22 protein-coding genes and 4 pseudogenes are annotated in these 23,020 nt (G+C 62.2%); 12 read left to right on the forward strand and 14 right to left on the reverse strand.

The window, feature by feature from the left end; translation table 11 throughout:
* Positions 1 to 4: 4 nt before the first annotated feature.
* Both tal and F9K20_RS01980 read right to left on the reverse strand, forming a co-directional pair.
* A complete protein-coding gene (tal, locus tag F9K20_RS01975) occupies positions 5 to 1,081 on the reverse strand; it encodes a transaldolase (RefSeq protein ID WP_290997152.1) in 1,077 nt (358 codons plus the stop codon).
* A gap of 238 nt (positions 1,082 to 1,319) precedes the next feature.
* A complete protein-coding gene (locus tag F9K20_RS01980; RefSeq protein ID WP_290997153.1) occupies positions 1,320 to 2,681 on the reverse strand; it encodes a glycoside hydrolase family 75 protein in 1,362 nt (453 codons plus the stop codon).
* Positions 2,682 to 2,969: 288 nt separating this feature from the next.
* Between F9K20_RS01980 and F9K20_RS01985 the strand changes: the two are divergent.
* The 5 genes and pseudogenes from F9K20_RS01985 to F9K20_RS02005 all read left to right on the forward strand — a co-directional run.
* Positions 2,970 to 3,176: pseudogene (locus tag F9K20_RS01985) on the forward strand (aldo/keto reductase); the annotation flags it as partial.
* A 207-nt stretch (positions 3,177 to 3,383) separates the two neighbouring features.
* Entirely contained in the window at positions 3,384 to 3,926 is a 543-nt protein-coding gene (locus tag F9K20_RS01990) for a hypothetical protein (RefSeq protein ID WP_290997154.1), read from the forward strand.
* A 494-nt stretch (positions 3,927 to 4,420) separates the two neighbouring features.
* Positions 4,421 to 5,683 (forward strand): hypothetical protein, encoded by a 1,263-nt coding sequence (locus F9K20_RS01995; RefSeq protein ID WP_290997155.1) that lies wholly within the window; start codon positions 4,421 to 4,423, stop codon positions 5,681 to 5,683.
* A 157-nt stretch (positions 5,684 to 5,840) separates the two neighbouring features.
* Complete coding sequence (locus F9K20_RS02000) at positions 5,841 to 6,218, forward strand: type II toxin-antitoxin system RelE/ParE family toxin (RefSeq protein ID WP_290997156.1); 378 nt, start codon at positions 5,841 to 5,843, stop codon at positions 6,216 to 6,218.
* A 25-nt stretch (positions 6,219 to 6,243) separates the two neighbouring features.
* On the forward strand, positions 6,244 to 6,594 hold the full coding sequence (locus tag F9K20_RS02005; protein ID WP_290997157.1) for a helix-turn-helix domain-containing protein: 351 nt from the start codon (positions 6,244 to 6,246) through the stop codon (positions 6,592 to 6,594).
* A gap of 439 nt (positions 6,595 to 7,033) precedes the next feature.
* On the opposite strand, the gene F9K20_RS02010 is transcribed toward F9K20_RS02005, so the two are convergent.
* From F9K20_RS02010 to F9K20_RS02035, 6 genes are read right to left on the reverse strand one after another with little or no spacing between them, the layout of a single operon-like run.
* Positions 7,034 to 7,495 carry a hydrogenase maturation protease gene (locus F9K20_RS02010; protein WP_290997158.1) on the reverse strand — a complete coding sequence of 154 codons (462 nt, stop codon included), beginning with the start codon at positions 7,493 to 7,495 and terminating at the stop codon, positions 7,034 to 7,036.
* Position 7,496: 1 nt separating this feature from the next.
* Entirely contained in the window at positions 7,497 to 8,786 is a 1,290-nt protein-coding gene (locus F9K20_RS02015) for a Ni/Fe hydrogenase subunit alpha (RefSeq protein ID WP_290997159.1), read from the reverse strand.
* Entirely contained in the window at positions 8,776 to 9,570 is a 795-nt protein-coding gene (locus F9K20_RS02020) for an oxidoreductase (RefSeq protein ID WP_290997160.1), read from the reverse strand. Before F9K20_RS02020 ends, F9K20_RS02015 begins: the two co-directional genes overlap by 11 nt.
* A gap of 1 nt (position 9,571) precedes the next feature.
* On the reverse strand, positions 9,572 to 10,408 hold the full coding sequence (locus F9K20_RS02025; protein ID WP_290997161.1) for an FAD/NAD(P)-binding protein: 837 nt from the start codon (positions 10,406 to 10,408) through the stop codon (positions 9,572 to 9,574).
* 13 nt (positions 10,409 to 10,421) lie between these two features.
* Positions 10,422 to 10,889, reverse strand: a complete 468-nt coding sequence (locus F9K20_RS02030; RefSeq protein WP_367115852.1) for a cyclic nucleotide-binding domain-containing protein — start codon at positions 10,887 to 10,889, stop codon at positions 10,422 to 10,424.
* 11 nt (positions 10,890 to 10,900) lie between these two features.
* The gene (locus tag F9K20_RS02035; protein ID WP_290997162.1) at positions 10,901 to 12,022 is read right to left on the reverse strand and encodes a 4Fe-4S dicluster domain-containing protein; all 1,122 of its coding nucleotides are present in this window, start codon (positions 12,020 to 12,022) and stop codon (positions 10,901 to 10,903) included.
* A gap of 405 nt (positions 12,023 to 12,427) precedes the next feature.
* On the opposite strand from F9K20_RS02035, the pseudogene F9K20_RS02040 reads away from it, so the two are divergent.
* A pseudogene (locus tag F9K20_RS02040) lies at positions 12,428 to 13,268 on the forward strand (transposase); the annotation flags it as partial.
* A 459-nt stretch (positions 13,269 to 13,727) separates the two neighbouring features.
* Here F9K20_RS02040 and F9K20_RS02045 read toward each other — a convergent pair.
* Positions 13,728 to 14,468 (reverse strand): hypothetical protein, encoded by a 741-nt coding sequence (locus F9K20_RS02045; protein WP_290997163.1) that lies wholly within the window; start codon positions 14,466 to 14,468, stop codon positions 13,728 to 13,730.
* A gap of 317 nt (positions 14,469 to 14,785) precedes the next feature.
* Here F9K20_RS02045 and F9K20_RS02050 point away from each other — a divergent pair, with 317 nt between their 5' ends.
* The 3 genes from F9K20_RS02050 (at position 14,786) to F9K20_RS02060 (ending at position 16,158) form a co-directional block, all read left to right on the forward strand.
* Complete coding sequence (locus F9K20_RS02050; protein WP_290997164.1) at positions 14,786 to 15,064, forward strand: hypothetical protein; 279 nt, start codon at positions 14,786 to 14,788, stop codon at positions 15,062 to 15,064.
* Positions 15,065 to 15,253: 189 nt separating this feature from the next.
* Positions 15,254 to 15,733 carry a hypothetical protein gene (locus tag F9K20_RS02055; RefSeq protein WP_290997165.1) on the forward strand — a complete coding sequence of 160 codons (480 nt, stop codon included), beginning with the start codon at positions 15,254 to 15,256 and terminating at the stop codon, positions 15,731 to 15,733.
* Positions 15,734 to 15,807: 74 nt separating this feature from the next.
* Complete coding sequence (locus tag F9K20_RS02060) at positions 15,808 to 16,158, forward strand: hypothetical protein (RefSeq protein WP_290997166.1); 351 nt, start codon at positions 15,808 to 15,810, stop codon at positions 16,156 to 16,158.
* Between the two features lie 374 nt (positions 16,159 to 16,532).
* Here F9K20_RS02060 and F9K20_RS02065 read toward each other — a convergent pair whose 3' ends face one another.
* Positions 16,533 to 16,706 (reverse strand): hypothetical protein, encoded by a 174-nt coding sequence (locus tag F9K20_RS02065; RefSeq protein ID WP_290997167.1) that lies wholly within the window; start codon positions 16,704 to 16,706, stop codon positions 16,533 to 16,535.
* A 240-nt stretch (positions 16,707 to 16,946) separates the two neighbouring features.
* On the opposite strand from F9K20_RS02065, the gene F9K20_RS02070 reads away from it, so the two are divergent.
* Positions 16,947 to 18,266 carry a hypothetical protein gene (locus F9K20_RS02070; RefSeq protein WP_290997168.1) on the forward strand — a complete coding sequence of 440 codons (1,320 nt, stop codon included), beginning with the start codon at positions 16,947 to 16,949 and terminating at the stop codon, positions 18,264 to 18,266.
* Positions 18,267 to 18,344: 78 nt separating this feature from the next.
* Here the strand turns inward: F9K20_RS02070 and F9K20_RS02075 are convergent.
* The 4 genes and pseudogenes from F9K20_RS02075 to F9K20_RS02090 form a co-directional block, all read right to left on the reverse strand.
* Positions 18,345 to 19,172 (reverse strand): annotated as a pseudogene (locus tag F9K20_RS02075) (cation diffusion facilitator family transporter); the annotation flags it as partial.
* Positions 19,173 to 19,209: 37 nt separating this feature from the next.
* A pseudogene (locus F9K20_RS02080) lies at positions 19,210 to 20,341 on the reverse strand (IS3 family transposase).
* Positions 20,342 to 20,382: 41 nt separating this feature from the next.
* Entirely contained in the window at positions 20,383 to 21,192 is an 810-nt protein-coding gene (locus F9K20_RS02085) for an HAD-IC family P-type ATPase (protein WP_290997169.1), read from the reverse strand.
* Entirely contained in the window at positions 21,189 to 21,596 is a 408-nt protein-coding gene (locus F9K20_RS02090; protein WP_290997170.1) for an HAD-IC family P-type ATPase, read from the reverse strand. The genes F9K20_RS02085 and F9K20_RS02090 overlap by 4 nt, the downstream gene beginning before the upstream one ends.
* On the opposite strand from F9K20_RS02090, the gene F9K20_RS02095 reads away from it, so the two are divergent.
* The gene (locus F9K20_RS02095; RefSeq protein WP_290997171.1) at positions 21,577 to 22,206 is read left to right on the forward strand and encodes a hypothetical protein; all 630 of its coding nucleotides are present in this window, start codon (positions 21,577 to 21,579) and stop codon (positions 22,204 to 22,206) included. The two genes, F9K20_RS02090 and F9K20_RS02095, sit on opposite strands and share 20 nt — an antisense overlap.
* Positions 22,203 to 22,865 (forward strand): Fic family protein, encoded by a 663-nt coding sequence (locus tag F9K20_RS02100; protein WP_290997172.1) that lies wholly within the window; start codon positions 22,203 to 22,205, stop codon positions 22,863 to 22,865. Before F9K20_RS02095 ends, F9K20_RS02100 begins: the two co-directional genes overlap by 4 nt.
* Positions 22,866 to 23,020: the final 155 nt, after the last annotated feature.

Consider the following 23,020-nt stretch of genomic DNA (forward strand, 5'->3'; position numbering starts at 1 on the left):
TCCCCTATGCCAGCGCCTTGCTCTTGGCTCCGATCGACTTGAGCAAGTCCTGCCACGAGGCGATGAACGCCTTGGCGCCGTCCGACTGCAGCTTGCGCGCTAGAGCCGCCACGTCGATACCGGCCTTGGCGTAGGCGGCGAGCACGGCATCGCAATCGCCGCCATCGGGGTTGAGGACACCCTTGATGGCGCCATGATCGGCAAAGGCGCGCAGCGTATCCTCGGGCATGGTGTTGACGGTATTCGGCGCCGCCAGGGCTTCGATGTAGAGCGTGTCGGTGGCGCGCTTGTCCTTGCTCGAGGTGCTGGCGAATAGCAGGCGCTGCGGGCGCGCGCCGATCCCTTCCAGCCGCTGCCAGCGGTCCGAGGCTGTCAGCCCGCGGTAGGCGCGATAGGCATGCTGGCCGACGGCGATCCCCAAGCGGTTCTTCAGCTCGTCCGGCACCTCCTCGACGACGGCGCGGTCCCAGCGGCTGATGAACACCGAGGCGACCGAGCGCACGTCGGCATCGAGCCCGGCCGCGACGCGCCGCTCCAGGCCGCGCATGTAGGCTTCGGCGGCCGCGAGATAGTCTGCCGACGAGAACAGCAGCGTCACATTGACGGACACCCCCGCGAACGTCGCCGCCTCGATGGCGGGCAGCCCTTCGCGCGTGCCGGGGATCTTGATGAATAGGTTCGGCCTGCCGGCCTTGGCATAAAGGCGCTTGGCCTCGGCGATGGTCGCCTCGGTGTCGTAGGCGAGCAGCGGCGACACCTCGAGCGACACGAAGCCGTCGACACCGGACGTCCGCTTGTGCACCGGCAGGAAGAGGTCGGCGGCACGCCTTAGATCATCCAGTGCCAGCTCGAAGAACAGCGCCTCGTCGCTGAGACCCTTGCGCATCAGCGCCTCGACGGCAGCGTCGTATTCGGAGCCCTTGCCGATCGCCTTCTCGAAGATGGTCGGGTTGGAGGTGAGGCCGGTGACCGACAGCTCGGCGATCATCTTTTGCAGTCGCCCGCTGTCGAGCATGTCGCGTGTGATGTCGTCGATCCACAAGCTCTGGCCGGCGTCGTGCAGTTGTTGTGTCGCCCTCACGGCGTTGCCTCCAATTTCGTCTTTGAGACCTCAGGCTGGCGCGAGCAGTCCCAACGTTTGTTCTAGCGGCCTTTTGGCCGATCGGACTGTATTTCTTGGCTGAATTTTGCACCGTGGCGTAGCACTACAGGCCGGGCCGCGCCACGACTTTCGCGCCCTTCTCGGCGGTAAGGTTGAACCTGCCAGGATCGGCCGACCGCCGTCGCCGTTACATCATCCGGAGCCCCGCAGCACTACATCAGCTGGGCAGCACTCCACCGAGCGCTTTGAACCGCTTCGTCCCTTCTCCGGCCATACTCTGCAACAGCGTCGCCTCGCTCGCGCGGTGCTCGGGCTTGCCTGAACCGGGAAACACGATTGTTATCACATTCGGCCCCATACCCGCGTTGATGACGGTGCCGTTACTGCGCAGACGTTCCTCGCCCAGCTTACGCATAAGCTCGATCGAGCCTTCGCCGATCTTCGTCTTCGGCCCGCGATCAGCAAACACCGCGAACGACAATTCGTCCTTGTAAACTACGGCCGCATAGTCTCCCAGACTGATGCCGAATTGAGTCGGCCAAGACTCGGGAAGCGGCAGCACGAAGTAAGGGACGCGATTGGAATCGATCGAGGTCTTCTTGGCGTCTCTATAACGGAGCGTGGTATCGGGCTGCCAGTAGATGTCCCCCTTACCGCGCCCGTTCGCCCAGCCGTCGGTGTCGAGCTGAAGCTCGGAGTCGAGGTACAGCTCCTTTCCGGGCAGCGTCGCCAGCATGCGAGGCGGCAGCTTGAATGCCTGGTTGATGACCTTGGCTTGGGCCACCAGCTGGCTGATGCCACCGAGAACCTTCCGACTCGCGGCGGGCGGCACATAGGAAGCGGCGAATGCCGGACTGGCAGCAAACGCCGAAACGACATTGCTCAACATCGTGCTCGCCAGCAGATGCGTTGGGATATCTGTCTCGAGCGTGCTCGGGCTGTGCGTAAAGTACTCCTTTGGAAACTGCTTCTGCAGCAGCCGCTCAATTTCGACGACGATCGCATCGAGGGGCAGCGCCGGGTCTATATTGAAGCCTGCCAGGGCATGGCGCGATTTGGGGCCGATGGCACCGTCCATATTTCCGATCTTCTGGCCCAGACGAATTAGTCCCGATTGGATGTAGCCCGTGCGCGGATCGGGGCCCAAGTCATCGACTTTCTGACCGGTCGACACGATGGCACTCGCCGCCATCGCTCTATAGGCGCTTTCGAAATTCGTTCCGTTGCCAGCATTGTAGTAGTCGTAGACGAGATCGTGGCTGCCCCGGCAATCGAAGTGCCAAGCCTCGCTCAAACTCATATCCGGTGATTTGATGATTGGGACCAGATTGAACGAGCGCGCGATCGGCCAGAATGCCGGCAGGCCCAGCTTCTTGATCTGGTCGAGCTCAAGATCGAAGGCACGCCCCGCCTCGTGCATGCTGCCGCCGGGCGGGGGGCTGTAGGCCTTCTTCTTGCCGGTGACATAGTCGAGATGTGCCTGGCGCTGCATGTCGTAAGATCGATAGAGATCCGACAGCACGAGACTTGCCTTGTAGGCAGGAAGGCTCGCTCGCAAGCCGACGATCGACGCGTACATGTCGGGCGTGCATCTCGCGAGATGAGAGGGGAGATCGCCTTTGTAGATGGAAGGTGTCTTAATGGAGACAAGTGGAGCAAACATGGCTCACCTATAAGAATTATCTGCAATTTCGAAATTATATCCCGGCGGCCCAGGCGTCGCTAGCTGGGCTGCGCAGTGGGCACGGACACCTCTGTCACTGGCCCTCAGAGGGGCGGCTCCGCGTCACTTCTGCGCCTCCACAGCCCTCCCGATTCCGCTCAGGATCGCAGCTGACACTCCCCAACCTCCGGCAGGAACTCGACCATGGAATACCGGCGTCTTGGCGCATCTGGATTCAGTGTCCCCGCGTTGAGCTTCGGCACCGGCACCTTCGGCGGCAAGGGCGAGCTGTTCGGCTCCTGGGGCAACACCGACGTCGCCGAGGCGCGGCGCCTGATCGACATCTGCCTCGACGCTGGCGTTTCGATGTTCGATACCGCGGACGTCTACTCAACAGGCGAGTCCGAGCGCATCGCGCGGCGTCCGAGTACGAGGTTTCTCCATTGCAAAAGGATCGTTGCGTGTTCATACTCGTAGCGAGCATTTTTGTGGTCATTGCGTCCGCGGCTTATCGCGGACATTGAAGCGCCGGCCAAGTCGGCGGATTCCATTGCGACACAAGGGTCTTAGTCGGGCTCTCCCCGACAAGCACATAGTGTGAGGCGATTGGTGAGCCGTATGCCGATTTCGAAAACTGATTGGGAACTACTGATTGAGCGCAAGCGCGTCGATACGCGAGGCACGCGCAAACGGACCGTTGGTCGATATCAAGTCTACCACGATGGACGCGCCGTCTCCGGTCTGTCCGGTGTCGTTGCTGAGACGCGCGGACCGGGAGACAACTCTCGACCTGGGAACAATCGTCGGATCGAGGCCGGGCGCTATCCACTGTTGACGCAAGACGGCACCAATTATGTGACCATCGGCTACACGCCCAACCGCAACCCGGCGGCAATCCCGCGTCCCGGATTGGAGCTCGGCAAGACGGGGAAGCGGTCGGAGATCCTCTTCCATCCTGGACGCGGTTTCCTTTCCAGCGTCGGCTGCATCAATCCGGCGCGTACGCTTGCCAACGCCAACTCGGACATCGACTTCGAGGATAGCCGCAAGCGCGTGATCGCCGTCATCGATGACCTGAAATCCTATCTCGGCTCCTCTTTTCCAGGTCGCAACGGCAAGCCGATCCCCAAGGCAACCGTCGTAATCGATGGAGAACCCTAGCGCGCCGCGGGCGCTTGGGCGGCGCGAGACGTCCGGCGATGCACGAATTGCGCGGCGGCGCGCGGTGCCCACGAAGGGCCCGTGCATCGAGGCGCGCAGCTGGCCGTCCCCATCACCTGCCGACCTCACCGAGCCGGAAACGGGTGAAGCGATCGACGACGAGATGGCAATCCAAGTGATGGTCGGAGCGGGGAGATTTGAACTCCCGACCCCCAGTCCCCCAGGGATAGGAGGTGCGTTTTCGCGGCTCCATCAGGTTCATCCTGGTTCAGACGAGGGGCGCCCAAGTGATCAATCCCACGCGAAAAAATGCGAACACCGGCGAACCTGCCGGAACGCTCAATAACTGTCACGCTGAGACACCAGTGAGACACGGACTTGCCTTGAAAAAGTCATGTCTCAATTTCCAGCATTATGCTTGTAACTCCATGACATAGGCCGCGCGTTCGTGGTCTGGGGGTCAAGCAGTCTCTTGGAACTGGGGTCTCAAGTTCATGCCAAGCCTGGATCCGCGCGGCCGCGCGATCGCTCGGGCGATCAACGGTCCGCGCGCCACGTATGCGATCGAGCGTCACGATCGTCTCTACCTCGACGTCCGCGGAGGGGGACGCGCCGCTTGGCGGATTCGCTACCGTCCCAAGCCAAACGCCAATCAGCGCTGGTTCACGCTCTCCGAAGACGCCCGCAACGCGGACTTCAACAAGATCGCGCAGAAGGCGAGCGAACTGCTCACCGCGCTGCAGCTACACGGCGTCGATCCTCAGCTCGAACAGAAGAAGGCATCAGCACCGCAACGCGGCCTGACCGATTGCTACAAGCTGTGGCTCGATCACACTGGCAAGCGTCGTGGCAGGCCCCTCAGCCCGAGAACACGCGCTGCATACGAGTCTCTGTTCGAGATGTATATCGAGCCGCATCTGGGCAAATGCTCGTTATCCGAGATCGATCGGCCGACAGTCGAGCAGGCATTGGCAAAGGTGAAAGCGGCCTCGACCAATGCCGAGAAGGGCTATCGCGGTCTTCAGGCGACCAAGGTCCTGAAGGTCCTGTCCAGCGTCTATGAGTGGTGCATGGACCAGGAATGGATTGCTCGCAATCCGTGTCGCGGGATCGACAAGCCGGTGCCCATCGCTCATCCCAACGGCAAGCAGTCGCGTCCGCCATCCAATTCCGAGCTGCGCCAGCTGTGGAACGAAGGCCCCAACGTGATGTCGCCAGCGCAGACTCGGGTGATGCGACTGGCCATTCTTATCGGCCGCCGCATCAGCGAAATCACCGGAGCAGATCGTGAGGACGCCAAGCTTGATGGCGTGATGCCGTGTCTGTTCATCCCGGCCCAGCGCGAAGGCAACAAGCCAAAAGTCGATGATGCCGTGCCTCTGCCGCCGCTCGCGCTATCAATCATGAAGGAGGCGCTTGCCGCATCGAAGCCGGGCGAGCCCCTCTTCGTAGGGGCCGCCACGCGGTGGACGACGTCAAAGGTGCTGACCACAACACGGCGTGCCTGGAATTGGCCGGATCCGCCGGTGCGCTTCCATGACTTTCGCAGGCTCATCAATGATCAGATGGCCGCTCTCGGCGTCCCCACCGAGCTGCGCAGCCGCACGCTGCATCATACCGGCGACCTGCAGCAGCTCGCGAATACAGTCTACTCGGCATACGATTTTCTGCCGGAGCGCCTGCGCGCGCTGCAGCTGTGGGAGGATCGGCTCCTGGAAATCGTAACAAACCGGCCACCTGCAGGCCTGCGGTGGTGACCAACCTATGTAACGCGTGCATACGGAGCTATCCCAGCACTTATTGGGGGCTGGAGGCGCGATTTCCTCCTTCCACGCGTCAACGCGCTCTGCTGGTCCTTCCAATCGAGCCTGAGTAAATATGCCCTTGACAGCATATGTTGTGAAAGGAATACTCATGAGCTGGGAAGTTCTGTTCCATGATGCGTTCGAGCCAGAGTTCGATCAGTTCTCTCAAGCCGTGCAGGATGAACTTCTCGCCCATGCCCGGCTGCTTGAGGAATTCGGACCGTCACTTGCGCGACCGAACGTGGATACCCTCAAAGGGTCGGGCCACGAGAATATGAAGGAGCTGCGCTTTAAGGCCGACGATGGTGTGTGGCGCGTGGCCTTCGCCTTCGATCCGAGGCGCCGGGCGATCCTGCTGGTAGCCGGGGACAAGTCAGGCGGCAGCGAACAGAGATATTACAAGAGGCTGATCAAGAAGGCGGATGAGCGCTTCGACAGCCACCTTGAGCTGCTCAAGAAGGAGCAGCAGAAGGAAAAGGGACAGTAACATGGCAAAATCACTGAAGGATAAGATGCAGTCGCTGGATGCGAAGCGTCGAAAGAAGATTGAGGCGCGTGCGACTGAGCTTGTTGCTGAAGAGATGTCCCTGCGGGATCTACGCAAGGCGCTCGACAAGACGCAGGTCAAGATAGCGAAGACGCTGGGCATCAAGCAGGATGGCGTCTCGCGCATCGAAAAGCGAAGCGATCTCCTGCTCTCAACGCTGCGCAGCTATGTGGAAGCGATGGGCGGAGAGCTGCGGCTGATCGCGGAGTTTCCCGATCGTCCGCCGGTCGCGCTCTCCGGCGTTGCGGAGCCCGAGGCTCAGGTTATTCCAGCAAAGCCCGCGAGACACTCGGGCAAGGACAAGCATTCTGCCTAGCGAGAGGATAGCCGCCAGCGATCTCTGCGCGCTGTGCGGTCTCCCAGGCGCCAGCTTAGGATCCGGTTCCCGTCAGGTTCGAGTTGCTCTTTATCGTCATCGCCACCGCGAAGGCGCTTGATCTGGATCAGGCGGCTCCGGCTAAGTGCGGGCCTGCACGCGCGAATGCCTGGCACTCGTCGCCGATACTTCGCTCTCAGGCGCCCGCAGGTCACCTTGATTGAGAGACAGAGCAGCGTGCTCCCACGTCTACTCAAAACTACTGATGTCACGACGCCTTTCTGGCCAATTCTTCCGTCAAGTGGTTACCACCTGCCGATTTTGACCCTTCTCTGCCCTCTGCTTCGCCGGCAGGCATCGTCTGGAGCTGAGGAAGAAGCGGACCAGCCGCCGACATCCATCCGACGGAAGAGGCTGGCAGAACAGCGGAAGAATGGTCTCAGACAAGCTCCGCTCTGAGGCGCTGCGCCACCTCGTCGACGGCGGTGCCAACGGCGGGGCTGAGCGACGCCCCCGGCTCGAAGCGGGCGCCTTCGATCGCATAGACGATGCAGCGGGTTGGAAGCTGTCCCAGAGCACGGGCCAGCTCGATAGCTTCGGCGAGGCCGAGCCCGTGTGTCGAAGCGGCAGATGCATGCTGGGGTAGGCGCGCTTCGGCTACATCGAAACGCGATACTGAACCAGGAGGCGCGCCCGACGCACACGCGTCGATGAGGTAGGCCGCCTCGGCACCTTCGATCCGTGCCAGGATCCTCACAACCTCTCCCGTCTCTTCGGCTAGGAGGACGTCTTGCGGCAGTGCGCCCCGCAGCCGCTGCACAACCTCACGCCCCGCCGCATCGTCCCCGCGATCGGGATTGCCGATGCCGAGCACCACCCGGCGGCCAGCCACGCGCGGCATGTCAGCCCCGATCCATGTCGAGACGCAAGAAGTGCGTGGCGCACGAGATGCACGGATCGTAGTTGCGCACGGTCTGCTCGCAGCGGCGCCGCAGGGCGTCGTCCGGCAGGTCGAGGAAGCCGCCGATGTAGCTCGCCAGGTCCTCCTCGATGCTCATCTGGTTCTGCGAGGTCGGCGGCACGATTTTCGCCTCAGCAATCGTGCCGTCCTGCTCCAGGCGGTAGCGGTGATAGAGCAGGCCGCGCGGCGCCTCCGTTGCGCCAAAGCCGACGGCAGCGCGCGGTTCGGCGGCGATGAACGGTTTTTCTGGCGGCTCGTAGGCTTCAATGATGCGGAGAGCCTCGTCGCAAGCATAGAGCACCTCGACGGCGCGCACGATGATGCTGCGGTAGGGATTGGTGCATGTCTCTTGAAGGCCTGCCGAGCGTGCGGCCTCCTGCGCCAGCGGGGACAGCTTGTCGAAGTTGAGGCTGTAGCGGGCCATCGGTCCGCACAGATAGGAGCCGGCGCCGATGATATGGGAGCGCAGAGCGGTAGAGTGTTCGGCGTGCCTCTCCTCGAAATGCGCTTCGTACGCGTGCGGCGTGATCGAAAGCCCGCGGTTCGAGGTGATCTTGCCTTGGTTGAAGGGATACTCGTCGGGGTGAGAGAGCGCTACGAAGGTGTAGTCGCGTGTCCGGTCGGGGAAGTCGAAGCCGGCAGTCCATTTCACGGTCTCAAGCGCCAGCTCGCGCGCCTGCGTTAATTGCTCGGCAAGGGGGCCAAGCTCGCGCTTGCGCGGGGCGCGGTAATAGCCGCCGACGCGCGCATTAATGGGGTGGATCTCGCGCCCGCCGAGCAACGTCAGGATCTCGTTGCCGGCCTTTTTGAGCGCCAGCCCGCGGCGCACCGCGTCGCGGTGGTCCTGCGCCATGGCAATCGCGCTGTCGTAGCCGAGGAAATCGGGTGCATGCAGCATGTAGATGTGCAGCACGTGGCTCTCGATCCACTCGCCGCAGTAAAGGAGACGCCGCAGATCGCGTAAGGGTCCGGTCACGGCGATGCCGAGGGCGTCCTCCATCGCATGGATCGCGCTCATCTGGTAGGCGACCGGGCAGATGCCGCAGATGCGCGCGGTGATGTCCGGCGCCTCCATGAAGCTGCGTCCGCGCAGGAACGCCTCGAAGAAACGCGGCGGCTCGAAAATGGAAAGCTCCGCCGACTGCACCGCGCCGTCGCGCACCACTACCTTGAGCGCGCCCTCGCCCTCGACGCGGGCCAAATAGTCGACCTTGATGGTCCTAGGAGCCATTCTTTGCCTCGTGGCGCGCGCTCTCCTTGCGGAACGCCGGCGCGTTGGCATTGAAAGTGCGGTAGACGCGCTGCAGCGCCCGCTCGTCCATGCCGAGATCGCGCAAGGCGCGACTGAGCGAAACGGTGTCGGGCGACTCCATCGGGCCATAGCAGCCGTAGCATCCGCGGTCGTAGGAGGGACAGATGGCGCCGCAGCCCGAATGCGTGACCGGCCCCAGACATGGAGTTCCGTGGGCCACCATCATGCACACGTTGCCTTTGAGCTTGCACTCGATGCAGACGCTGTGTGGTGGCGTCACCGGGCGGCGCCCCGCGAGATAGGCGGAGATCACTTCCAAGAGCTGGCGCTTGGAGATGGGGCAGCCGCGCAATTCGAAGTCGACGGGCACGTGATCGGCAATGGCCGTGGAATGCGCCAGCGTCTTGATGTACTCGGGGTGGGCATAGACGACCGAGACGTACTGCGAGACGTCGGCGAAGTTGCGCAGCGCCTGGATGCCGCCGGCGGTGGCGCAGGCGCCGATTGTGATCAGCGTCTTTGAGCGCTCGCGCACCTCGCGGATGCGCTTAGCGTCGTGTGGCGTGGTGACCGAGCCCTCGACCAGGGACACATCGTACGTGCCCTCGATCTCGCCCTCGGTCGCCTCCTTGAAGTAGGCGATGTCGATGGCGCCGGCCACGGCCAGGAACTCGTCCTCGCAGTCGAGCAGGCTCAACTGACACCCGTCGCAGGAGGCAAACTTCCATACCGCCAGTCGGGGTTTGCGCTTGCCTTCGGCCACCTCAGATCTCCTTCAGGGCCAGGTACCTGCTGATGCGGTCGTGGCGGAACACCGGACCATCGCGGCAAACGAACACCGGCGCAAACTGGCAATGACCGCACAGCCCGATGGCGCACTTCATGTTGCGCTCCATGGAAAGATGTATGGAGCTATCCTGCATCGCCGCATCACGCAGGGCCGTGATGGCGAAGCGCATCATGATCTCGGGCCCGCACACTAGCGCGACGGTGCGTGCAGGGTCGAAGCCGGCGCGCGGAATAAGCGTGGTGACGACGCCGACGTGACCGTGCCATGTCGCCGGCGCATGATCGACGGTTACCTCGACATCCATGTCGAAGCGGGCTCGCCAGGCGTGCAGCTCCTGGCCAAACAGGATGTCGTCAGGGCTACGTGTACCGTAGTAGAGCCAGATCTTTCCGTATTGCGCGCGCTCGGCGAGGAGCCGGTAGAGCGCGGGCCGCAGCGGCGCCAGTCCGAGTCCGCCGGCGATGACGATCACGTCGCGGTCGGCAGCATCCGCCATCGGCCAGCCGACGCCGAATGGCCCGCGCAGCCCAATCGCGTCACCGGCGCGCAAAGCAGTGAGCGCCCGCGACACGGGACCGACCGCGCGAACCGTGTGGACAAGGCGGCTCTGGTCGGCCGGGTCCCCGCTCATGCTGATCGGCACCTCGCCGACACCCGGCACCGACAGCATGTTGAACTGGCCGGGTACGAACGCCGGCAGCGACGCGCCGCCGAGATCAAGGTCGAGGGTCCAGATATCGCCGACCTCATGGTGGTTATGGCGCACGCGCGCTGCGAGCGGCAGCATCGGATCAGCGTGCATGTCGGACATCGCGGTCTCGGTCTCAGGTTTTCGTCCCATAGACATCGAGGATCTGCAAACGCGTTCCGTGCAGACGCTGGATGAGAACCGGAACGAAGCGCTTCATCATTTCGTAGCCCAGATCGTGATCGGCGTCGCACTTCTCTCTGAGGCAGGTGGCGTCCATGGCGATCGCGCGCACGAAGTCGACTGCCCTGGCGTCGTAGCTCCAGCGATAGGGCGGAATGAGCCACGACACGCCCACGATCTCACCCTCGCCGATGGTCTGGAAGACAATGGGCGCGCGGCCCGGCGCGGCGATCTCGAATGCCACCCGGCCCTGCCGCAACAGGTAGAGATGGTCGGCCGGGTCGCCCTCGTGGCCGATATACTGGTCCGCCTCGAAATGCACATTCTTGGCGCAGCCGCACACGAGCTTGCAGAACGCATCGCTAACACCCGCAAAGAAGGGATGCGCTTTGATGGTGTCCTCGAGGGATTTCACCTCCATGACATCCTCCGTCAGTTGCCTTCGCTTTCCCGGATAGCATGCACCTCCTCGGTGATGTCGATGCCGACGGGGCACCAGGTGATGCACCGCCCGCATCCGACGCAGCCGGAGGTCCCGAACTGGTCAACCCAGGTGGCGAGCTTGTGGGTCATCCACTGGCGATAGCGTGAGTGTGGGCTGGCGCGCACGCTGCCGCCGTGGATGTAGGAAAAATCCATGGTGAAGCACGAATCCCAACGTTGAGTGCGTTCCGCGCGCGAACCATCGAGCGCACTGTGATCCTCAACGGAAGTGCAAAAGCACGTGGGGCACACCATCGTGCAGTTCGCGCACGTCAGGCACCGCTCCGCCACGTTATCCCAGCGGGGATGGTCGAGATTTTCCATAAGAAGCTCGTGCACGTCGTCGGAGCGCATCTGCCGCCCCATCGCAGCGGCGGTCGCCTTGACGATCTGCTCGGCCGCGGCCACCTCCTCCTGCGTTGCTGCGCGCTGCGGCAGCTCGCCCAGCACCCGGCGGCCAGCATCGCTTCCCGCCTCGATCAGAAAGCGGTGCTCGTCGCCCTCGAAGAGTTCGGTGAGGGCGAGGTCGAACCCGGAAGAAACACCGGGCCCGGTGTTCATGGAGGCGCAAAAGCAGGTTCCGCCAGCCGTTGCGCAATTGATGGCGACGATGAACGCGCTCTCGCGCCGCGCCTTGTAGTGCGGGTCAACGTAAGAGCCGCCGAGGAACACCCGGTCCTGGATGGCGATGGCGGCGAGGTCGCAGGCGCGCACGCCGATGAATGCGAAGCGGTCGGGCACGTCGGGGTCGCGCGTAAAGCGCAGATCCTTCCCCTCGCGCTCGGCCATCCACAGCCGCAGCATCGGCGGATGCAGAAATCTCTTCCAGGAATGTGCGCCGACCGCAAAGCCGAACAGCGCCTCGTCGTTGCTCCGGATCAGGCGGTAATATCCGCCATCCTGCTCGTCCGTCCATCCCTTGGGCAGATCGGTGATCGAGCTAATGTCATCAATGACGATAGCCTGATCGCGCACCGTCGGGCCAATGACCCGGAACCCGCGCGCTGCAAGCGCACGAAGCAGCTTATCGAGGCCATCCAGCGTCAGGATTGCCGGCTCGCCCGTTGGCATTGCGGCTCCTTTCCATCCCACACCGCGCGGGATGCGTCACCCAATATTACGAGGATAACCGGGTAGTCGCCCCGTTTCGAGCGCCAGGGTGATTTTATCGCCCTCAGGTCTGCCTGTCATGGTCGGGCGATCCGCGAGAGGATACATCTCAAATCCAGCGCCGAGCGAAGGCGCACGGCATCTGCACCGTTTGGTCCTTCTAGGGGGAGAGGATATTCGCGTCGCCGCGACGCGCTTTAGCGGTTGGGACAGCCAATCACCCGAGATAAAGAGCGCCTGCCCGGAGTGAAGACGGGAGGAATGAGCGTACATCTGTGTCGGCGGCGTCGAAGTCCGGTCCTGGCCCTGGCTGTGGGAAAAGACCTCCCCTTCTATGATTCCCCTGATGATTCTCAGGGCGTGATCATGAAGCGGTTCGTCGAGGGAGCAGATCGTGCGCAATCGACACTGCTGCCGGAGTACCTTGACGACTGGATCGACGAGGAGAACCCGGTAATCGACGCTTTCGTTGATGCGCTCGATCTCGGCGATCTCGGGTTCGACGGCATCGAGCCCGCCGCGACGGGAAAGCCAGGCTTCCACCCATCGGTTCTCTTGAAGCTCTACGTCTACGGCTATCTCAACCGCGTGCAGTCGAGCCGGCGGCTCGAGCGCGAAGCGGGACGCAATCTGGAGCTTCTCTGGCTATTGCGTCGCCAAGCGCCCGATCACAAGACCATCGCCGACTTCCGCAAGGACAATGGCCCCGAGATTGCGCCAGGTCTGCGCACGCTTCGTGGAGCTGTGTCGCGAGCCCGGACTGCTCGCGACGGCGAGTGTCGCCATCGACGGCAGCAAGTTCGTCTTGGCGAAGCCAAGCTCCGCTTGGACGCCCGTCAACAACCGCGACAAGAACTTCACCAAGGGCAAGGTAGAGCGTCGTAGGGCGCAGCTGGAAGAGAGCGTTGCGCGCTGTCTCACCCAGCTCGATACGGCCGACCGACAGGAGCCGACGGAGGCACTTGCCGCGAAGGCTAAGCATCTCGATGAGAAGCTTACCAGGCTGAAGAGCGAGATGGATAGGCTCGCCGCCTACGAGCGACAGATGCTTGCCTCGCCCGATCAGCAGATCTCGTTGACCGACAGCCGCTCAATGGCAACGAGCGGACGCGGCTCCGGCGTTGTCGGCTACAACGTGCAAGTGGCCGTCGAGACCGAGAACCATCTGATCATCACGCACGAGGTGACGACCTCAGGATCGGACCGCCTTTGCGGCCTTGCCAACGCGCGGCAGCTGTGAGCGGTCCGAGCCTAGGTCATCGTGCTCGAGCTTGCCGAACCGTGACCTCGCGTCTGGGCGAGATCATGCAATTTGCCGGTGGCGTCATGCTCTCTCCATCGCTGTTGATCCTGGCGATGACAGTCCTCACAACCCGAGATTCTGAAGGGGACCCAATGCAGATCCTGAAAGGATCAATGCTCGGCCCACTAACAGCGACGGCCCTCCTATCCAATCTTGTGCCTCAATCCCCTGCTGTCAATGGAGGCCGAGCAGGTCGCCACTGCGGCAGCGAACCTTGATGCTGGGCATCTTCCAACCCCTTCAGGACACATGATGCGGAAGCGCGGCACGACTTCCTCGTGCGCCAGCACGATGGCGACTGACAGTCGAAGTTCCTCGAGAACATTATCCTTCATCCGGACTTTCGCAGATGGCGTTCGATCATCAGCTCACCCGCATCGCCGGCATTTCTCCATGCCTGCCAAACACCCGCTCGAGCTCCGCGATTACACGCGATGTCATCGCCGTCTCACGGCGCGGCAACAGGGCGATTAGCCCTTGTTCTATGTCGCTTTCCGTGAGCGCCGTCGTTTCGCCGAAGGAGATTGCAGGTCGGCGTTCGATACGGCGCATCATGCCTTGGCGCACGTCGCGCGCAACGGCACACGATGAGATGGAATCGGCCGCGTGCAGATGACCAGAGATCGCGAAGCCCGTCGCCAGCTTCCAGGCCATGAAGTTCCCGAGCAGTCGGATGCGCCTTCGACGATCGGCGACGTCGTCGGGCAGCTGCATGAGGATGACGAAGTGCCCATCAGGCGTGCAGATTCGGAAGCGCGGGATCACGGCATGACCGTCGCGCACGATCGCTTCGGACATGCCGAGCTCCTCGAGCAACAGGTCCTGCAAGCGGCTTGCCGTGTACCGTGCGCATGTTGCTGACGGTCGCTGTTCCGGGCAGCTGGCATCATCTACCGCCCTCGGCCTTTGACCTATCTTCTTCTGTGCCGGCTTCGGCAGGAGCGACCAAATAATCTCCATCAGCATATCGCCAGAGATTTCGTCGCCCGTCTTCAGGCTCTCAACCACGAACCTGTGGACCTCTTCGTATTGCTCACGGCTGCCGGCGCGCAAACGTCCGCCGACCTGCTGACCGAGCCGCTTATCGTCGCTGTCCGATCGCATGACCAACCCCGCTGACAAGACGCCACCTGCGATTTTATCAACGCGCCGCAGCAGGGCTATCGGGCGCCGCCCTCGGAGACGAGATGTCCCCTAAAAAACATCTCGGAGCGCCGAATACGACGACGAAGGCTGCAACCCGCCAAAACACGGCCGCTGCAATCGTCGCAGCAGCCGCCCTTGGAACTTCCGGCAGCGGTTGCAGGCGTTGTTTCGCGTGCAGCGCAGCGTCGAAATGGCTCGACTCCATCAGTCCTTACGTCAAACGATCATCTGATCACGTTAACTGGAGAGGATACTTCGAGGGCGGGAGGTTTGCCATGCTGCACGGCGATCGGCGAATGGTCTTCGAGAGCGGCAGTACCGATGCTCTCCAGCGCGCGTACGACGGCGCGTGCTGGACAGCGGGCATCCACACGCGTCCTCACGCGAGCGATACAAGCGCGATCGCTGCGCCCCGCGATGCCCTCACCCAGGCCGTCGTCAAGTTCGCGTCCACCGGCGTGGGCGATGTCCAGGAACTCAAAGCGCGCGCCCTGAAAAGCGTATTTGATAAGTCCTTGGTTTTTCTGCGCTGTCGAGCAGACGGCCAACACTAGCGCACTTGGACGATAGGTTGGCACCTTTGGCTTGGCCCTAGCGTGCCGTCTTTCCCGCCGCAACTTCATTTGGCCTGCGGCGGCTCTATCATGCGCGCCCTGGAGATGCGCGGGTCTGTCATCGGCGCGAGACGAGCGGCTGCGCGGTGCCCATTGGAACGCTGGCGTGATCCAGCGCGGAGACGATCCATGAACGCAATGCAACCGAATAGTCGACCCGAGGCACCCATGAGTGCCATCAGGAGAGCGGGAATCGTCGTCATTTGGCTATTCCCCTACCTACTGGCGACCGGCACCTACTTCGCCGGCGCGGTCTACGAGCCCGCCCTCGCTTTGCGGACGCCCGTCCTCCAATGGCCGGTGCCGCAGCCTGTGTACGGCGGATTGCTGGTCTTGCTGCTGATCGCCATCACCTGGCTCATCGGCGAGTTTTTCTCGGTAACAAGCCGCGAGACCGTCGTGACGGCGCTGCAGTTCGATGCCGTATTCAGCACGACGGCCGCGATACTCTTCACGGGCGCCGCTGGGTGGCTGATCGGCACCGGCCGGCTCGAGTGGTGGTTCGTCGTGCCGTGGATCGCCACCATTATCGATGCACTGACTGCTGGCTGGCTCAGCGTCAATAATGCGGCGCAAAAGCCGTTCATGAGCCAGAAGGGCACCGTCTGAGGAAGTAAGGCGATCATTGTCTTTGCATGGGCGACTGCTAGGCTCTCCGTTCTTGCAAGCGGCCGGGCCTGACGATGAGCAGCTTCCTCAGATCTCTCTTTGTAACAGGTAGTGTTGTCGCGCTTCTCCTCATTCTTGTGATCGTCGAGGTTGTCGTCGCGATGTTCGCGTACATGTACTTGGCGCTCAATCACGTCGAGACATTCGGATACCTCGTCGGCCTGTCGCGCGACGTGCTCAAACTCTTCGCCGATCAATTGAAGCAGCTCTCTCCAGAGCTTGCCCTCCGTGCCGACACGACACTGCTCGGCGAGCTTGGCCCAAAGTCGATCCTGCTGTTGTTGATCGGTCTGACGGTGAGCGGCTTGGGGCGGCTTGCAGGATGGATCGCCCGACGCTGGTATGCGCGGGCAAGTTCGGCTTGATCTCTTGCGTTCCGACGCGGCGCTTCTTGTTAATCGACAATCCCCACCCGTCTCCAAAGACCGCAAGCGCTCATAGTTGCCCGCGTCACAGTAGGCCTCGCGCCACGTCGCCCTGCCGATGAAGGGACAATGAACGTCAGCTTCACAACGAATTCATTGCCCTCGGCACTAGATCGCCACAAGGCGCGAGATCCCGGCAATGGAAGAATAGACGCCGGGCCTTGCAGTCGAATGCGACAACGAGGAGACGGAGATGAAATACAAGCTGCCGTTTGCGTCGCTGGGTGCCCCTGGCATTTGGTGTTGTGACTACCGCTGCTCTGGCCGCACCTGCAAGCGGTCTTAATGGCATGCGCTCTGACCAGGGCTCGAAATTACTCAACACTGTTCGTGACGATCACCATCATCACGACCGCGGCCCTTGGTGGCGACGGTATCGTTGGAATGATGATGACCGCGGACATGGCCAGTGGTGGTGGCAGCGCCGTCATCACCGCGATCGGGGCCACGACCGTGGTCACCACGATCATGATGGTCGCGATGGTCACCGCAACCGCTAGCTCCACCCGAGCTGGTTGAGCTTTCCACGTGAATTCACCCCTGGAGCCCTGGCCCTACTGCCGGGGCTCTTTGCCTCTGCCTTCGGCGCAACCCGCATCACGGATCCCAGTTCATCCCGGTTCGGCCAGCCCTTCGCCAGCACCCTAGAATCCGTTGAACATGGTAGGGATACATCGCGCGTCTGATCAAACGATCGAGTGTGACGAGCGGTGGGAGGCTAGTAGGGCGTGCACAACGATATCGAGCACCTCAATGCGGACTGCACCTGCGTTACGCTTGATCGTGATGCGCTGTGCCGGGCGATCGAAAAGGTGGTCGCGGATCCGGATTTCTGCCGCGACTTGGCCGTGACGCGTCCACAATTGCTCTCAGCCCAGCCGTTGTTCCTCGCCGCCGCGCACGCCGAGCGTATGCAGCAGACCATCCGCGCCATCGAGGCCATTGCGTGCCTGCCAGCCTACCAATCGGCGGTGCTCGCGTATGCTCCGGAGATCGCTCTGTATCGGCCCGGCCCCATTGGCGTCTTCATGGGCTATGATTTTCATTTAGGTGCCGCAGGTCCCAAGCTTATCGAGATCAATACCAATGCGGGCGGGGCACTGATCAACGCCTACGTGCTGCAAGCGCAGCGGGCTTGTTGCAGTGATATGGTCCGGGCCGCTTCCTTGCCCATAGATCTCGATGTCCTCTGCGCTGACTTCGCGGCAAGTTTTGAAGCCGAGTGGCAGCGGCAGGGTCGCGTGGGGCCTATTCAGACCGTGGCGATTGTCGATCACGCACCGCGGGAGCAATTCCTCTATCCCGAGTTCGTCCTGTTCCAGCGACTATTCGAGAACCACGGCATCGCTGCGATCATCGCGGCGCCCGCAGAGCTATCACATCGCGGGGGCAACTTGTGGCATGGTGAGCAGCGTATCGACGTCGTTTATAATCGGCTGACCGACTTCTATCTGGAGCAGCCTGAGAGCCGTGCGCTTCGCAGTGCCTACTTGGCCGGCGAGGTTGTCGTGACCCCCAATCCCTGGGTGCATGCGCTCTACGCAAATAAGCGTAACCTGGTGCAGCTGAGCGACGGCGACCTGTTGCGGACGTGGGGCGTCGCTGAAGATCAGGTTCGCCTACTGCATGAAGTCATCCCGCACACTGTCGCAGTGACGCCAGGCCGTGCCGCCGAATTGTGGAGCCGGCGCGACAAGCTCTTCTTCAAGCCGAGCTCGGGTTACGGAGGCAAGGCGGCCTATCGGGGCGACAAGATCACACGCGGGGTGTGGGCCGATATTGTGGACGCCGGGTATGTGGCCCAAGAGCTCGTGCCCCCCAGCACCCGGACGATCGCCATCGATGGAAAGCTGGAGCGGCTGAAAGTCGACGTGCGAAACTATACCTATGACGGCAAAGTTCAGCTGATCGCGGCGCGCTTGTATCAGGGCCAGACAACGAATTTCCGAACGCCCGGTGGCGGATTTGCTCCGGTCTTCGTCGGAACATCTGCAGCGGCGGCCACCGATGGAGGCATCAGCTGCGGCTCTTTTCCGCGCTCCCAATGAGAGACAGCCCTTTCGTAGTCCTGGTCACTCGCCGCAAATGCGATTGCTCCCAGCACGAACCAAGCGCCGGTTCAAAGCTCAATTCTCATGGTCGTCATCATGCACCTTGCGTGCTTCTTGTCCCCGCAACACGTCAATCTCGGCAGCTGGGGCTTCGTCAAGGCAACCTTCTTCGACCTGCAATGTCGAGAAATACATTCCGAAATTTGAGCGCAAAAGGTCGTGCACTTCCTTCAGCACACGCTGACCATCACGCGCTAGATCGTCCACGCGGATATGCGCCGAGAAGACGTTGCGTCCTTGCGTCAGGCTCCACGCGTGAACGTGATGCACATCGACGACACCGACCACGCTACGGATGCTGCCCAACGCTGCATCCAGATCAAGTCCTGGAGGCGTGCTCTCCAACAGAATGACCAAGGAATCCTTGAGAATCTGCCAGGAGGCCCAGAACAGCACGAGGCCAAATGCCATGCCGAGCACCGCATCGATGGCCAGAAATCCGGTAAGCCACACGACTGTCGCGGAAACGATGATGATGATGCTGCCGACGAAGGTTTGCACGACATGCCAAAAGGCACCACGCATATTGAGGTTCTCTCGCTGGCGGCCATACAGCAACCGCAGCGCAATCACCTCCGTCGCGATGCCGCCTGCGGCGGCGAGCAACATCGCTCCCGTGCGTAATTCGACAGGTTCCATCAGACGCATGCCGCCCATCCACAGCACATAACCGGCCATGAGGAGAAGGAACACGCCATTGAAGAGCGCTCCGATGATTTCGGCGCGCGCCCAGCCATAAGTCTGCGCCAGGCTCGCTCTGCGCTCGCTGAGGCGCTGTGCAACGAGCGCGATCAAGACGCCGCCGACGGCGGAAAAGGTGTGGAAGGCATCTGAGAGAACGGCGACCGAACTGGCCTGCCCCTCGGAACGATACCAAGCCCTAAGTTAGAACCCGGCCGTGTTCAGCCAGCGTCTGGGCTGGCCGGAGCGGAGCGTAGGGCAGACCGGATGCTGGGGGCAAGATCGCTTCTGGAGCTGGCGGGCGATAGCCGAGGGATGAGTGCGGGCGGATGGCATTGTAGTGGCGCCTCCAGTTCTCGATCAGAACTTGCGCCTCCCGCATCGTGGTGAAGATCTCTCCGTTTAGCAGCTCGTCTCTGAGCTTTGAGTTCAGGCTCTCGCAGTAGCCGTTCTCCCACGGACTTCCCGGTTCGATGTAGAGCGTCTTCACTCCCATCCGGTCAAGCCATTCGCGCACGTTGATGGCGATGAACTCGGGGCCGTTGTCTGACCTGATGTGCTGGGGTGGGCCGTGGGTAACGAAGAGATCCGTCAGGCACTGGAGCACGTCGTCGGATCTGAGCCGTCGCGCAACAACGATCGTCAGGCAGCGGCGCGTGAACTCGTCGAGCACGACGAGCATGCGGAAGGCGCGACCGTCCTCAGTCCGATCCTGGACGAAGTCGTAGGACCAGACGTGGTTCGGACGCTGCGGTCGGAGACGGACGCACGATCCATCGTTGAGCCACAGACGGCCCCGTTTGGGTTGCTTCATTGGCACTTTCAGCCCTTCCCGGCGCCAGATGCGATAGACGCGTTTGACGTTGACCCGCCAGCCTTCGGCGACAAGCATCTCGCGAATGCGCCGGTAGCCGTAGCGGCCGTACCGCGTCGTCAGGCGTCTTGAGATGTCGCCTCTGCGTCGCACGTGGCTGTCCGACGACAGAACACGCGCGACGCTCCGAGACATCCGGCTGCGAACGCACGTGTTCGACGCACGCGCGCTTCCGGGAAGGGCTATTTTCCCTCGAGAGCTTCCTTCAGGATCAGCTTGTCGAGCGTCAGCTCGGACACCGCCTTTTCAGACGGTCGTTCTCACGTTCGAGATCCTTTAGGCGTTTGGCCTGATCGAGCTTCAACCCACCGTAGTCACGCCGCCAACGATTGTAGCTCTGCTCCGAGATGCCGATGCCCCGGCAGATCGTGCCAATCGCCTGCCCTTGTCCGAGGCGGACCTCTGCTTCCCGCAGAAGCCCGATGATCTGCTCTGTCGTGTACCGCTTCCGTGCCATTCCCTGCTCTCCTCAATCGAGGTGGAAATAGCCGGATTCGCTCACTCAGCTTGGCATCGGTTTAGGGGAGCAGACCACGCGTCATTGACGCCATCTCCGACCATGCCGACCCTCTTGCCCTGGGCCTGCAGCTCTTTAACTTTCGACGCTTTCTGACCCGAAAGCACGTCGGCAAGGACGATGTCGAGGCCAAGATCGCGAGCGATGCACTGGGCGGTGCCGGCGTTGTCGCCGGTCAACATGGCGACCCGAACGCCGCGCTCGCGCAACTTGGCAACGGGGGTGGCTGCGGTCTGTCGTGGCGCATCGGCGATCGCGATCAGTCCGATCACCGTGGCAGCCCGCGCCACATGCACCACGGTCCTCCCGGCGCCCTGCAACCGCCGCGCTTCTGCGGCAAGCTCGCCGAGAGCAAGCTTCTGCGAATCCATGAGCCGGCGATTGCCAAGAAACACGGTCTCTCCGTCGATCTCGGCGCGCGCGCCCATACCCTCCAGGTTCTCGAAACCGGATTGGGTAGGAACAGCGAGGCCTTGTGCGCGCCGAACAATGGCCTGCGCCAGGGGATGATCCGAGCCCTGCTCGACGGAGGCTGCACTCTTCAGAACGTCTTCGATCCTGGCGTCCTTCGCTACGACCACGTCGATGACCTCCGGCTGGCCGACGGTGAGCGTCCCGGTCTTGTCGAAAATGATGACATCGAGCTTGGTCGCGTCCTCCAAGGCGCCGGCGTTCTTGAATAAAATTCCGTTCATGGCGCCAAGGCCGGTGCCCACCATGACCGCCATTGGCGTCGCCAACGCCAGGGCGTCTGGGCAGGCGATGACAAAGACGGTGATCGTCAGAGTCATGGCGAACAGTAACGGCTGGCCGACAGCAGCCCGATCACAATGGCGGCGAGCACCAGCCACTGCGACGCGCGGTCAGCCAGAAGCTGAGCCGGCGCCTTGGAGTTCTGGGCCTCCTGCACCAATTTCACGATCTGCGCGAGTGCCGTATCCGCGCCCACCTTGGTGGCGGTGTAGCGGAACGCGCCGCTCTTGTTGATCGTAGCGCCGATCACTGTGTCGCCGGGTTTCTTCTCGGTCGGCATCGATTCGCCGGTCAACATCGACTCGTCCACCGGCGAACGCCCCTCAGTAACCTTGCCGTCAACCGGAATCTTGTTGCCTGGCCGGATCATCACGATGTCGCCCACCAAAACCTCGGCGGTCGGAATCTCCTGCTCCTGTCCATTGCGAAGTACTGTTGCCATCGGCGGCGCCAGGTCAAGGAGAGCGCGCATCGCTTCCGAACTCGAAGGGCATCTCACCTTCGCCTTCAAGCATGAAGGGCTCGATCTCACTGTCCTCTGCCGGCTTTTCGATGCACTCGATCCGGCCGAGATCGAAGCCATTGTTCGCGCGAAGCCCACCGGCACGTACGGCCGCCGCGCCTGGTTTCTTTATGAGTGGCTGACGGGAAGGAAGCTCGATCTGCCCGCTATGACCATGGGCAACTACGTCAACGTGGTCGATCCCAAGCTCCAGTATGAGGGGAGCCCCAGCGCCTCACCCCGCCACCGGGTGAAGAACAATTTGCCTGGCACCCGTGAATTCTGCCCCCTAGTCTTTCGCACCAAGGCGCTTGACGAGTTCCTCGCCACGGATCTTGCGGCAAGGGCACGAGAGATTGTGGCCGACGTGCCGGCTGATGTGCTCGCGCGCACGGCCGCGTTTCTTCTGCTCAAGGATTCAAGGCAAGCTACACCATCGAGGGCGAATCGCCGCCGCACGACCGCATACAGCGGTGGGGGCGCGCCATCGGCGAGGCCGGACGCCAGCCGCTCGATCTCGATGAGCTGCTTCGCCTCCAGCGCATCGTGATTGGCGATGACCGTTTTGTTCGTCTCGGCTTGCGCGACGAGGGCGGCTTTGTCGGCGAGCACGAACGCGAAAGCCGCATGCCCGTACCCGACCACATCAGCGCGCGGCCGCAGGACCTCGCTTCTCTCATCGACGGCATGATCGCCTTCGACCGGGACGCCGCCCCGCACCTTGATCCCGTGATCGCCGCGGCCGTGCTCGCCTTCGGCTTCGTCTACGCACATCCCTTCGAGGATGGAAACGGCCGCATCCACCGCTACCTCATCCATCATGTCCTTGCCATGCGAGGATTCAATCCGCCCGGCGTCGTGTTTCCCGTGTCTGCCGCCATCCTCGACAGGATCGACGACTATCGCCGCGTTCTCGAATCCTACTCGCAACGGCTCCTGCCCGTCGTGAAGTGGAAAGCCACCGAGCGCGGCAATATCGAGGTCCTCAACAACACCGCGGACTTCTACCGCTTCTTCGATGCGACGCCCCACGCCGAATTCCTCTATGCCTGCGTGCGCAAGACAATCGAGGAGGATCTTCCAAACGAAACCACCTACTTGCGCCGCTACGATGCGTTTCGGTCAGGCGTCGGGGCAATGATCGACATGCCCGACAGCACAGTCGAACAGCACAGTCGATCTGCTCTTCCGCATGCTCCGGCAGAATAGCGGGCGCTTGTCGAAGCGCGCCCGTGAACGTGAGTTTGCTCAGCTCACAGATGAAGAAGCGGTCAGCATCGAGCAACTTTACGGCACCATTTTCAGCGCCGACGAGTTGGGTCGAGGCAGGAACGAGATACTGATCGAAGCGCGCCGCGCAGGCG

It is taken from the genome of Hyphomicrobium sp., assembly GCF_009026145.1.
GTDB lineage: Bacteria > Pseudomonadota > Alphaproteobacteria > Rhizobiales > Hyphomicrobiaceae > Hyphomicrobium_A.